This window comes from Streptomyces sp. NPDC001137 (assembly GCF_040298885.1).
GTDB lineage: Bacteria > Actinomycetota > Actinomycetes > Streptomycetales > Streptomycetaceae > Streptomyces.
Genome location: NZ_JBEPBA010000038.1, coordinates 12,330 through 24,180, shown reverse-complemented (window position 1 = coordinate 24,180; position 11,851 = coordinate 12,330). Strand labels below are relative to the sequence as shown.

The 11,851-nt window shown below is 70.1% G+C and carries 8 protein-coding genes; all 8 read right to left on the bottom strand.

Annotation, left to right across the window (positions count from 1 at the left end):
• Nucleotides 1–67 precede the first annotated feature (67 nt).
• Nucleotides 68–925, bottom strand: a complete 858-nt coding sequence (locus ABT254_RS43160) for an AAA family ATPase (RefSeq protein WP_351483182.1) — start codon at nt 923–925, stop codon at nt 68–70.
• An 11-nt stretch (nt 926–936) separates the two neighbouring features.
• On the bottom strand, nt 937–2,523 hold the full coding sequence (locus tag ABT254_RS43155; RefSeq protein WP_351483181.1) for a TnsB C-terminal domain-containing protein: 1,587 nt from the start codon (nt 2,521–2,523) through the stop codon (nt 937–939).
• A gap of 42 nt (nt 2,524–2,565) precedes the next feature.
• Nucleotides 2,566–3,270 carry a type I-E CRISPR-associated protein Cas6/Cse3/CasE gene (cas6e, locus tag ABT254_RS43150; RefSeq protein WP_351483180.1) on the bottom strand — a complete coding sequence of 235 codons (705 nt, stop codon included), beginning with the start codon at nt 3,268–3,270 and terminating at the stop codon, nt 2,566–2,568.
• Nucleotides 3,267–4,058, bottom strand: a complete 792-nt coding sequence (gene cas5e / locus ABT254_RS43145; protein WP_351483179.1) for a type I-E CRISPR-associated protein Cas5/CasD — start codon at nt 4,056–4,058, stop codon at nt 3,267–3,269. Before cas5e ends, cas6e begins: the two co-directional genes overlap by 4 nt.
• Nucleotides 4,055–5,278, bottom strand: a complete 1,224-nt coding sequence (gene cas7e, locus ABT254_RS43140) for a type I-E CRISPR-associated protein Cas7/Cse4/CasC (RefSeq protein WP_351483178.1) — start codon at nt 5,276–5,278, stop codon at nt 4,055–4,057. Before cas7e ends, cas5e begins: the two co-directional genes overlap by 4 nt.
• Before the next feature lies 1 nt (nt 5,279).
• Nucleotides 5,280–5,957, bottom strand: a complete 678-nt coding sequence (locus tag ABT254_RS43135) for a type I-E CRISPR-associated protein Cse2/CasB (protein ID WP_351483176.1) — start codon at nt 5,955–5,957, stop codon at nt 5,280–5,282.
• Between the two features lie 53 nt (nt 5,958–6,010).
• On the bottom strand, nt 6,011–7,603 hold the full coding sequence (casA, locus tag ABT254_RS43130) for a type I-E CRISPR-associated protein Cse1/CasA (RefSeq protein ID WP_351483174.1): 1,593 nt from the start codon (nt 7,601–7,603) through the stop codon (nt 6,011–6,013).
• Between the two features lie 662 nt (nt 7,604–8,265).
• Nucleotides 8,266–11,115, bottom strand: coding sequence for a CRISPR-associated endonuclease Cas3'' (locus ABT254_RS43125; protein WP_351483172.1), 2,850 nt, complete (start codon nt 11,113–11,115; stop codon nt 8,266–8,268).
• Nucleotides 11,116–11,851: the final 736 nt, after the last annotated feature.

Sequence of the window (11,851 nt, the reverse complement as noted above, 5' to 3'; positions counted from 1 at the left end):
ACGGCGCCGCCAGGCTCCGATGACGGTGCGGTGCGTCCGGGGGCCGGGGCATGGAGGTGGGAACGCGTCAGTCGGTGTGCCGTTGGGTGGGGTCGAGGCGGCTGAGGACGGCCCGCACGAGGTCCCGACTATAGGCAGGAAGCGGTGCGGCCGCGCCGTGTGGAGCGGGCGGCTGCGAGGGACTCGCGCTGCCGGGGCCCTGCTTGTTCATATCGGTGGCGCCGTGCTCTTCCCTGAGCAGGTAGGTGATTTTGGCCCACTGGCGGAAGTTGCCGTGGCAGGCGACGTCGTCGATCCACAGCAGTTCGTCTGCGGGTACGTCCGCCCACAGCGGGTGGTACTCGGGGATGACGGTGAGGACTTCGGTGGTCGTGAGGGGCTTGTATCGCTGCCAGATGAGGATGCGGGAGTCGAGTGCAGGACGGTTCTTGATCTTCTGGTAGCAGGTTTCGGCTCCGACCAGGATGACGGCGAGGCGGGTGTCCTCGTCGTCCCAGAGTTCGCGGATGAATTCGAAGGCTCGGGTGTCCAGCCACTGGGCTTCGTCGACGACCAGGACGCGCGGGGTCTCCGACAAGGCTTCCTTGAGCAGGGTTTCGCAGCGGGTGCTGTTGAGGGGGGCTTCGCCGGGCAGGTCGAGCTTCTTGTACAGGGCAGCGCGCAGGGCCTGGATTTTGGCGGAGCCGACTTTGATGCGCAGGGTGGTGTGGGGGGCGAGGTCGTCGAGGTGGCTGTTGACGGCGAAGGTCTTGCCCAGGCCGACGCCGCCGTGGATGCACATGATGGCGCCCTTGCCGGCGTCGGCTTTGAGGGTGGTGACGAGGTTGGCGTAGGTCTCTGCGCTGGCGTTGGTCAGCATGGCGCGGGCGCCGGGCAGCCCCATGTAGTGGTAGTTGGGGCCGGTGGCCGGTTGGCCTTCTGGCATGGTCGGGTGAGTCACTCGGTGTCCTGGGGCTTGGGGTCGGAGAGGGGCTTGGTCCAGCGAGTGGAGTCGGGCTTGGGCCGGTTGAGAAGGTCGGGCCGGGCCTCGGCGCGCAGGTCTGCCTCCGGGGTCTGCAACTGGCGAAGCTCTGCGCTTGCTTGGCTGGCGGTAAGCCGGTTGAGGAGCTCCGGCGGCGCGGCGACGCTGGTGGCGGCGTAGCGGGGGTTGGCGTTCTTGCGGGCCCGGACGGCTTTGGCCGCGTAGCGGTCGGCTTCACGCCGGCGGGCGTTGCGCAGTGCGCGGGCCTGGCGGGGGCTCATCTCGTCGCTGCGGAAGGCGGGGCCGCGGTACGTGAGGGTGTCGGCGTCGTAGAGCTCGACGCGGTGGTAGTGGTGGGGTTCGTGGCGCAGGCGGACCATCTCGCCGGCGCTGCCGTGGCCGTGCATCCACTCACCGACGTAGTAGGCGCTCTTCCAGCGGACGCCCTTGCTGGTGATTTTCAGGGGCGGACCGCCGTCGTTGAGGGTGTAGGTGTGCAGGTCGGCGGGGTCGAGGGTGTCGATGGGGGTGAGGTCTGCGTGCCAGGCCTGGGCGGGGGTGCGCCGGTAGAGGCGGGCGATGGTGTGGTCGTTGTTCCACCAGTCCACCCAGTTCAGGACGACGGTGATGAAGGTTTCGTAGTCGAGGAGTTCGTCCAAAGCCCACAGGGGCTGGCCGCGGCGGTCGCGGCGGCTTCGGGGGGTGTGGGCGTAGCCGGGCAGGCCCTTGAACAGCATGTGCTTGGCGGCCCCGTTGATGGCTTCGACGGTGCCTTTGAGGTGGGGGCTGTAGGGCGGCAGGACGATCAGTTCGGTACCGAACTTCTGGAATGCCTCGCCCACGCACCTGCCCAGGAAGTCGCGGCCGCGGTCGGTGCGGATCTTGCGGGGGATGCCGCCGAAGGGCCGGTGGTGATCAGTGCAGAGGATGGCGTCGCGGGCCGCGGCGAGGATGGCGTCCTGGCTGGGCTGGTGGGGGGTGATGGCCAGGCCGCAGATGACGGCGGTGGCGTGGTCGACGAACCAGGTGATCCAGGGTTTGCAGCGGCGGCCGTCGACGTTGACGAAGACGCTGGCTTCGACGTGGTCCGTCTCCCAGACGTCGTTGCGGTTGCCGTGCGGGCGCAGGGCGTGGACGTCGTGGCGGCGGCGTGCTGCTTCGCCTCCCTTGAGGGCGGCGCGTTGCCCGGGGCTGAGTTCGCGGTTCACGGCGCGGTAGAAGGTGGCCTGGGAGGCCCGGGGCGGGGTGCCGAGGTGGCCGTCGGCGACGAGCGCAAGGTAGGCGCTCGCGATGTTGCCGTTCCATTGGGCCAGGGCGTCGTGCATGGCCCGGGTGAGGGTGAAGTGGCGGCGGCCTTGGGGGATGTAGGTGCCGTTGTGGGTGTCGGCGTTGTCCATCCAGCGGCGCACGGTGCGCCAGTGGACGGTGAAGGCGGCGGCGACGGTGCGCACGTCGTGGTGGGTCAGGCGCTCGGCGTCGCGCAGGCGTAGCAGGCGGCGGACTGCGGCGGCGCGTAGGGAGGTGGTGTCGTAGGGGCCGTCGGGTGAGGGCGTGGCGGGCACGGGCGTCGGATCCTCCTGAAGGGGGGTCGACCGGGTGGCTGGTCAGGCGGGAGCGAGGGAGAGCAGACCGGCTCCGTAGGGCTTGCCGCGGCCGATGCCGGTGAGCAGGGCATGCCGCAGCAGGTCGGGGTCGGTGACGGTGGCCAGGCCGTCGAAGCGGGTCAGCGCGTGCCGGGGGCCGGGGTCACTGCCGGTGGTGCCGGGCTTGGTGGCGGGGCGAGGGCGGCGGAAACGGGCTGGGGTGGTGTCGGTACTGGTCAGGGCGAGGCCGGCCTGGTGGGCGCGGCGCTGCCACCAGGCGAGGGCGTCATCGCCGTAGAGGGCGATGACTTTCTTGCCCTGTTTGTTGTCGACGGGCTGGTGGCCGTCGAGGACGCGGCGGGCGGCACTGGCGTTGGCGGTGATGCGGTAGCGCACCGCTCGGCCTGGGGTGAGGGCCTGAAACATGGGATGCAGGGTTCGGGTTTCGGCGCTGCCGTAGCGCTGGGGCAGGCGGGTGAGGTCGGGCGGCTGGTGGGACTGGATGAGGAGGGTGGGCGGGGTGTCGTCGGTGGCGTCTTCCAGGCGGAAGAGCAGGCCGGCCTTTTGCCGGGGGTTGTCGCCGAGGTCGTCGGGGGCCAGGAGCATCACGGTCTTGTGCAGGCTGACGGTGTCGGTCAGGTCGCGGCGGACTTCTTTGCTGCGGCGGTTGAGGCGGATCCGGGTCAGTGTCGCCGTGGCGGCGAGCGTCTCGAGTGTGCTGGTCACAGGGGGGTGTCCTGGTCGATGTAGGCGGCCAGCGCGGTGAGCGCGGGCGGCGGGGTGTGCAGGGCGGCGGGCAGGGGTTCGGTGGTGCGCCAGACGTGGCGGGTGTGGTGGAAGCGCCGGGTGGGGGTGAAGTCGGCGGGTACGTCGGCGACTTCACGGTGGGAGGGGGCGGCGGGCACGTGCTCGGGCTGTCGTTCCCAGATGAAGTCCACCGGAACGGTGGCCTGTTCGGGGTGCGGCGGGGTGGCCAGGCTGAGCGGGACATGGCGAAGGAGTTGGCCGACGGGGTCGGGGTGTGGGCCGCGCAGGACGAGGGGTTCGTCGGGGATGCAGGCGCGTCGGCCCAGGTAGGGGCCGAAGGCGGGCTGTTCGAGCCGTTGGATGAGGTGTTCCAGGAGCGGGTCGGGGCCTTGGACGGCGAGGGTGAAGACGGCGTCGGCGAGGTAGACGCGCTTGCTGATGAGGGTGGACTTGTTCTGGGCGCGGTAGTCGCCGGCGCTGGTGCGCAGGCCTTGCTTGTGAGGGCGGCCGCCGCCGGCGGTGTGGTAGTCGGTGTGGTGGGTGCCAGGGCGGTCAATGCGGACGGTGAATTCCAGGTCCGTGTAGGGGCTTTTCCCGGTGTCCGGGTCGGGGGCGAGGGCTTCTTCGCGCGGGCGTCCGTCGGCGGCGGCGAACAGGCCGATGAGGGCTGAGCGGGTGGGGAAGGGGAGGGTGTCGCGGTAGTGGAAGGCGGCGTGTTCTCCGAAGGACATCAGCGGGGCGGCCAGACGCAGCAGGATGCCGTTCATGCGGCTGCCCGGGCCGGGGAGGGCTGGGCGGCGGTCTGGGTGAGGGCGTCGGTCAGGTCGTCGAAGCTGGCGTGTGCGGTGCCGAGGTGGTCGACGGGTGTGCCGTGCGCGGTGGCGTAGCCGGAGCCGATCAGGCGTCGGGTGCCCAGCAGCCGGTTCAGGGCGCCGGCGTGCTGGGACAGGGCCTGAACGGCGGCGGTGGTGTAGCCGCCGCCGGGGGCCTTTTTGACAGGCTGTTCGAAGGCGGCGGCGAAGGAGACGGGGCGGCGGTCGCGTACCGCGTAGTGCACCAGGGAGGGGTAGGTGTGCGGGGCGGTGGACGTCTTCTTCGCGCCGGGCATGACGTCGATGAACGCCTCGGCGAACAGTTCCAGCAGGTGCAGGGCCTGGTCGTGGTCGCCGCCCAGGTTGCGGGTCAGTTCGGTGAGGTTGACGGTGGCGTAGCGGTAGAGCAGGCCGGTGGTGAAGAAGCTGGTCTGCAGGTGCGCGCTGCCCACCTCGTGGGGCAGTGACCAGTCCTCTACGGCGGTGAAGTAGTCGGGTTGCTGGCTGCTTTGATGGACGGAGAAGGCGTGTGCCATCTGCACGGCGCCGTCGACCTGGGCGTCGGGTACTTCGGCGAGCATGCGGCCGAAGAGATTGATGGTGGCGGTGCGCCTGCGGATGAGGGCGGCGACGGTGGGCGTGGGCAGGACGGGCTGCGGCTTCTCCTTCTTTTGATTCTTGCGGGTGCCCTTGGTCTCGGTTTTCGCCTCCTTTGCCCTTTCCGCCTGCTCCGCCTTCTCCTTGGCGAGGGCTTCTTCCAGCTGCGGGCGGTGTTCGGCGCACAGGTCGGTGAGGTCATCGAGCACGGTGCGCGGCAAGTAGAGGGTGACCGAGGTGATGCCTCGGTCTTCCTCGGTCTTCAGTCCCTCCCTGGTGGCGGAGCGTACGATCTGCGCTCCGGCGAAGGCCGCCAGGTCGGTGGGCCAGCCGCCTGCACGCAGGGCGTCGGCGACGCGCAGGGGCAGCATGCGGGTGCGGGCGGCGTGCTCGTCGAGGTCGTCCTCCAGCCGCATGCGGATGGCCCGCTTCCAGGCCTGCGAGGACACCATGGCGCGTACCGCGCCGCCCAGCTCGAGTGTTTTGGGCAGGTCGTCCTCTCCCCGGTTCAGCACGGAGGCGGGCAGCGGGTGCAGGGCGTGGAAGTCGGCGTAGCGGGCGGGGGCGTAGGCGGCCATGTCAGTGCTCCTTGGCGGACAGGGTGTGGAGGGTGAGGAAGTAGTTCTCGCGCCAGCGGGCGGCGGTCTGCGTCTGGTCGTGGTCCCACCAGGCCAGGTCCTCGAGGAGGACGGCGAAGTCGAGGCGGGCGGCGCCGCGGCTGTTCAGGTGGCTGGTCAGCGACCACAGCCGGGGGTGCAGCAGTTCGGTGCCGAGCTTGGTGAGGGTTTTGACGCGGTTGGTCATGGTGGCTTCTTTGAAGCCGTAGCGGGCCACGGCGATGGCGAGGTGGGTGCCGAGATCGGGGCGGCTGCGCCAGGGCCTGACGGTGGTGCCGGGCTCCGGTGCGGCAAAGGAGCCGGGCGCGGGTGGTGCGGCATCGGCAACGGCGGGTGCGGTGAGGGCGGGGCGGGCGGTGGAGTCCTTGCCGGGGGTGACCAACTCCGGCTGGTAGGGGCCGTCTTCGTGGAGCAGGTCACGGTTCTGGGCGATGAGACCCGCCACGGTGTAGTGGGCACGGTGTGCTCCGAAGCCGGCGATGTGCCGGGTGAGGTGCTCTGGCATCCGGGGGCACTGGGCGACGGGGCGTCCGAATCCTGAGTTGAGGTCGGCGCGGATGCTGTTGACCGTGCACAGGGTGATGACCTCATGGACGAAGTCGTCATAGTGGGCGCGGCGTTGCGCAGTGGTGAGAGACATGGTGCGAAAGCCTTGGGTAGGGAGGCTGCGGGACAGGCGTAGAACTGCGCGGGTCAGTGGCCGTGGCGGCGCAGTTGGGCCACGGCATCGGCGACGGCCTCGGCGGCGCGGAAGTGCTGGGCGATGGCCGGGCGTGTGGCGGCGCGCAGGGAGTGGATGGCGTCGGCGGCGAATGCCGCGCGTACGGCACGGGTGGGGTTGTCGAGAAGAGTCCAGAAGGTGGCCTCCGCGCGGGGCCAGTACAGGGTGCGGGCGCTGTGCGTCCAGGGCGGCAGGCGCCTAGGCGGCCGCCCGGCCTTCTCGCCGGTGGGAGAGGTGACCTGCTTCCAGGCGCTTTGGGAGGCGCCGTCGAGGTGCTCGCCGATCTCTTCGGCGGCCTTGCGGCATTCGGCGATGCGCTCGGCCGTGGCCGGGTCGTGTTCCTGCATCCAGGGCCAGATCGGCGGGGTCAGGGCCGTGTACCAGGTGCGGTTGACGGTCTTGTCGTCCTGGTCGAAGCCGTAGACCCGAACCCGCAGGGCGGCGCGCAGGTCGGCCGGCAGGTCGTTGAGCGTGGTGAAGGCGTCGGGGCGCTGGACGGTGTAGCTCTTGCGGCCTTGGCCTGCTCTTCCTTTGCGATCGTCCTCATCGCCCGCCAGCAGCAGGGCGTCCAGGTCCCGCCACAGGGCCCGGTCGGCGTCCGCGAGGCGCGGCTTGTGACGCTGAGTGGCGGGCTGGTCGGCATGGAAGTGGTGGATGAGGTACGGGTCGAGGGCAGGGAGCTTCTTCTGGGTGGCCCAGGTCACGTAGGCGTCGGTCACCTGCCGGCCGTCGGGTGAGGGGATGAGGAGGAGGGCGTGCCGGGAACGGCCAGTCAAAAGCCGACCCGGGGAGGAGACCGGTGGTGGTGCGGCGTCAGGGTCGGGGCCACTGTCGGGGTCCGGGTCAGGCAGCGATTCCTCCCACGGGCAGCGGTCCTCGGCGTCCGGCCACAGCCGGGACGGTTTGGGCATGCCTGCCAGGAGAGTTTCGAACAGGGTCCGGCCCAGGGGGTGGAAGGAGAGCGTCGAGCGCAGCGGTCCGGCTTTGGCGTTTCCGAGACGGCGGTCGCCGACCGTGCGCACGGAGCACTGGCCGGCCGCACCGTAGTAGTGGTGGATGAGCAGGTGCCACAGGGCCTGGTCGCTGGGCACCGGGTGGGGGTCGGTGTCGGTGTGGGGGCTGAGCCAGGCCAGGTTGTGTCCCTCGGGGCGGCCGAAGACCAGCTTGTTGACGCCGGCCCGTTTCGTGCATTGTGTGGCCAGTCGTGGGTCCTGCAGGAACGGCCGCTCGGGGTGGAACAGGTCCCAGACATGGCGGTCGAAGTAGTCGTGGACGGCAGCCGAGTCGAACCCCGTGGGGTTCCTCAGCAGGTCACGGCGGCGTTGCGCCCACTGTCGTGCGGTCATACGTCCATCTGCCTGCGCGTCCAGGCCACTCACGCGTGCGGCCATCGCCACGAGCAGGCGCAGGGCAGCGGATGCCGCCGGTGGTATGGGCAGCGCCAGGTCCTCGATGAGGTGGGCATGCAGCAGCACATCCCGCCATCCCAGGTATTCCTGGCGCCCGTTCAGGAACAGGACGGGAATACAGGGCTCTCGGTCGGTCGGATAATGCGGGGCAGGCACACGGGCTCCATTGCCAGGTGTGAAGAAAGAAGGTGATTTCTGAAAAAGAGTTGCCTGCCGAAATCAGGAACCCGCCTGGGTCGAGGCATCGCGGATGCACACGGAGGACCAAGGAAGGCGGGCCGCACGGTCGTGGGCTGGGTCAAGCCACGTTGGCGGACAGCAAGCGCTACGCGGGAACACCAAGGGTGCGGTGCACGCAGCGCAGCAGGCACAGGATGCCAGACGCGAACGTTCGCCCGGCTTCACAATTCCATATTAGCCACAGCCCGGCAGCCTTCCGAACCACGTCGTTCAGCCCGCAATTACCGGCCAGTTTCCCTTTTTTTGACCCAGCGCCATTTCCCGGATCCGAGCGACCTTATACGCGATTCCACCCACGTCAATCCCTCTATTTTGCTGCCGCCCGGACGGGGGTGTCCAGACCGTCGCGAGAAGACAGAGGTGCGGCGCGCCACCGTCTCCGGGGTGTTCGGGCCTGCCCGGCCCTGTGTCGGAGTGGTTGAAGGGTGCCGGACTCTCGACACGCACCGGGCGGCCACCCGCGCGATAGTGCTCTCCTGGCCGTCGCACAGCCCGATGCGCTCTGCGATCAGCTGCCACTGCGCTTTTGAAGGGGGCAGGAAGGGACGGCTGGCCGGAGGCATGCGGGCGAAGGCGGCTCACGCCTCGATGTGGACCAGCCCCAAGGTGACGTCGAGGCGCAGGCTGTGGCGCCCGAAACGCACCGGCCGTGCAGGGTCTTCGGCATCCTGCGGCAGCAGGACGAGGTCGGCGAGGAGAGCGTGCGTACGCCAGGAGTCAGGGACCTGGTTGCGCCGGCTGCGCTCGGCAACCCAGGCAGCGGGCACGGGCAGGGTGTGCTGGAGGATCCTGCGGGTCTGCGCGGTAGTCGGCTTCCGGCCCCGGGGCAGCGGCTGGGTGCCGGCAGCGTCCAGGGTGAGGCGGCCGCTGGGGGTGCGGTAGACGGGCAGGAGACGGCGGGGCATGACGCCCAGGCGTGTGGCGGCCTGGCTGGCGTGCAGGTTCTGGCGGTGCAGGTCGGACAGCGAGAGAGTGTCGTGGCAGGCCGGGACGGTGTGCAGGGCGCTGTGGTGTTCCTCGGTGCGCTGCCGGGCCTGGTGGAGGCTGTGGCTGCGCTGCAGGGCGGCATCGGCGCAGGCGAGTTCCTCAGCATCGCCGTGCACGCTCTCCACCAGGTGCCGCACGTCGTCGGGCAGAGTGAGCGGGCCATCGGGCCGGAGCCCGAGATAGTGGGCGGTGGCGCGCGGCAGGAACGGGGAGTCCAGACCGCGCCAGGCGGGCGGCAGCAGGAGCCCACCGCGGTGGTCGGTGGGCGCAAGGACGCTCAGGCGCGGGCGGTCCTGATGGCGCATCCAGGCGGGCCGCTCGACGTGGTCGAAGCGCCAGAGCCGGCCCAGGCGTTGCAGGAGGGTGTGCAGGGTGGCGAGGTCGCTGACCATGACGTCGACGTCAATGTCGAGGCTCATGTCCAGCAGGCTGGTGGTGACGACCACCAGACGCTTGGGGCGCTCGCCGGTGCGGGACAGGGCGGTGCGGACACGGCGAGTGAGGGCTTCGCCCTGGTGGCCGGGCAGGCGGGCGTGCAACAGAAGCAGCTGGCCGTCGGGGCCGCCTCCGGGCCAGTCCAGGGCCGTGTGCAGGTGGTCGTAGGTGGCCTGGGCGTCGGCCACGGTGGCGCAGTAGACGGCCGCGCAGCCACCGGATGCGGCGACGGGTGCGATCTCCTTGGCGATGCGCTCCAGGCGGGTCTCCCGAGCCGGGGCATCCTCGGGGTCGGTGCAGGAGGAGTGGCGCACCGGGTGAAGGCGGATGTCGGCGTGGCGGCGGTTGCGGGCAGCGTGGGCGGCGGCCGCGGCAGGCTCGATGCGGGCGAGGGAGGCGTCTGAGGCTGCGGCGTAGAGCCAGCCGGGATAGGGCGGATGGCAGTCCAGGTGGGCGGTTGCGGGGTGCGGGTGGCCGGCGCCGTCGAGGTAGCTGCGGATGAGGTCCCTGCTCACGTGCCTGGGCAGGGTCGCGGACAGCAGCACCACGGGGCAGCCCAGGGCGCCCAGCCAGTGCAGCAGTCGCCCCAACGTCTGCCGCATGAACGGGGGCAGGGCGTGGACTTCGTCGATGATGACGGTCCGCCCGGACAAGGCCAGCAGGCGCAGGGCGCTGAAGCGGACCGGCAGCGCGGCCATGAGGGCCTGGTCGTGGGTGGCGACGGTGAACTGGGCCAGCAGGGCCCTGTCCCAGCCGCGCAGCCAGCCGTCCGGGACGGTCACCCGTTCCTCGGGCCGCTCCCCCGGCGGTGTGTCGGCGTCGTCTTCGCCGGGCCAGAAGGCGTCGCTGGTCGAGGGGTCGTGGGCGGCGAGACGGTGGTCGCTGTAGGCGGTGTTGAGGTAGCTGTGGCTGTGGACCAGGGAGACCGGGGCGTGCTCGGGCCGGTGGGCGGCCACGTAGGCCTCGAGGATGTCGTAGGCGGCGTTGGTGGTGGCCATGGTCGGCAGCAGCCACAGAATGCCGGCCGTGTCACCGCAGGCGTTGAAGATCCGGGCGGCTTCCAGGGCGGTGACGGTCTTGCCGCCGCCGGTGGCATCGGTGACCACCAGAATCCCGGGCCCCTTCTCCCCCACCACCGGGGCGAGTTGCTCCATCAGCGAGGCCTGCAGGTCGTTCGGGGCGGCCAGGCCACCGTGCGCGCGAGTGAAGGGAGCGGGCGGCAGGGTGATGCGGGTCAGACCGGACTGCTCGAGCAGGCGGGGGGCGTCCCGGACGGCTTGCGCGTAGTGCTCGCCGGCGCCGAAGGCCGGCGCCTGAGCCTTGGGCAGCCAGTAGTGGCGCTGGCTGGCCAGCCGGTCCGCGATGATGCCCACTCCAGTGATCAGCACGGCCGCCTGCACCGACACATCAGTCGGCACCATGGTGGCGCCGGTCAGGTGGCGCACCAGAGCGAAGTAGCGGCGACGCAGGTCCTGCCAAGCGAGCCCACCCAGCGTGAGGTTGACCCGGGAGGCTTTGGCCGCGCCGTCGATGTCGATCTGCAGGAACCGGCCGTGATGCCCGCCCAAGATCTGCGCCACCAGCACCCCAGGGCTGTCGGAGGTGTCCACCGGGTAGCCGGCCTCCGCCAGCAGCTGCAGCACACAGTGCATAGACGCCCGCTCATGCGGCGTGCACCGCCAATTGCCGGTATCCGCCCGTAGGCTGTCGCTGACCCGTGCCCAGGGATGCACCTCCTGTTCCTGGAACGCGGACAACTTGCCCAGGTCATGTAGCCCGGCGATGAACATCACCAGACGGCGCGCCTGCTCGGGCGTCACACTCAGCCCTGCTGCGATCAATAGGCGCTGGCCGCGGGTCAGATACCGGTCGAAGACCTCACCGGCGACCGCCGCGACGTCCAGCAGATGAAACAGCAGCGGATACACCGCCAGCTGCCCACGGTCGAACTTCCCCCACGGCGTCAGATCGATCCCGCCGAACCGGGCATCCTCCCGCACTCCCACCAGTTGCTCCCGCCACGCCTCAACTCCCCCTGCCGTCAGGGCTGTTAACGCTCATCCTGCCGCATGTCGATCATTCTTCGCCGTGGACGCCCATCGGGGGCAGGAGGGTGTGACCTGCAGCCTGGGTCTTCACTCGTTCCTCGCCCCGCAAGAGACCTTTCTGCTGGTCACCGCGGGCCGCTCGGGACGTTTGCCTCCCCACTCGCGGGGGGCTGCCCGGCGCAGCCGCTCGGCCAGCTGCGGTGGATTTCTGTCCTGGTGAGGGCAGCACCGTCACCACAGCCAAGCACCAGCGGTCACCAGTTCAGCCAACACGTGTAACGTAAGCAAAAGACAGCCCGCTGATCCTCAAACCCACAGGTCACGAAGGGTCTTCCCCACACGCGTGGGGGTCTGTCCTCATGACGATCATGCGTCGCCTGGTCGGCAGCGTCTTCCCCACACGCGTGGGGGTCTGTCCTTGGAGTCGAGGGCGAGTGCTCGCAGCTCGGCGGTCTTCCCTACACGCGTGGGGGTCTGTCCACGGTGATACCTCCCCGGTCAACCAGCCGCGCCATATTCCCCACGCCTGTGGGGGTCCATCTCGGCGGCCAAGCGGAAGTAGGGCAATCCCCTGCTTCTCCCTACCCGCGTGGGGGTCAGCCGTACAGCAGTGCGGCCAGCTGGGCAATGCGCGGCCTTCCCCACGCGCGTGGGGGTTGTTCCGCCGTCGTACACGCTCCGGGTGAGCACGTGA

Bases quoted from the DNA above. Each gene is read 5' to 3' on its own strand.
- cas5e (WP_351483179.1), bottom strand. From the start codon at position 4,058: ATGAACGGCATCCTGCTGCGTCTGGCCGCCCCGCTGATGTCCTTCGGA.
- ABT254_RS43160 (WP_351483182.1), bottom strand. From the start codon at position 925: ATGCCAGAAGGCCAACCGGCCACCGGCCCCAACTACCACTACATGGGG.
- ABT254_RS43135 (WP_351483176.1), bottom strand. From the start codon at position 5,957: ATGTCTCTCACCACTGCGCAACGCCGCGCCCACTATGACGACTTCGTC.
- cas7e (WP_351483178.1), bottom strand. From the start codon at position 5,278: ATGGCCGCCTACGCCCCCGCCCGCTACGCCGACTTCCACGCCCTGCAC.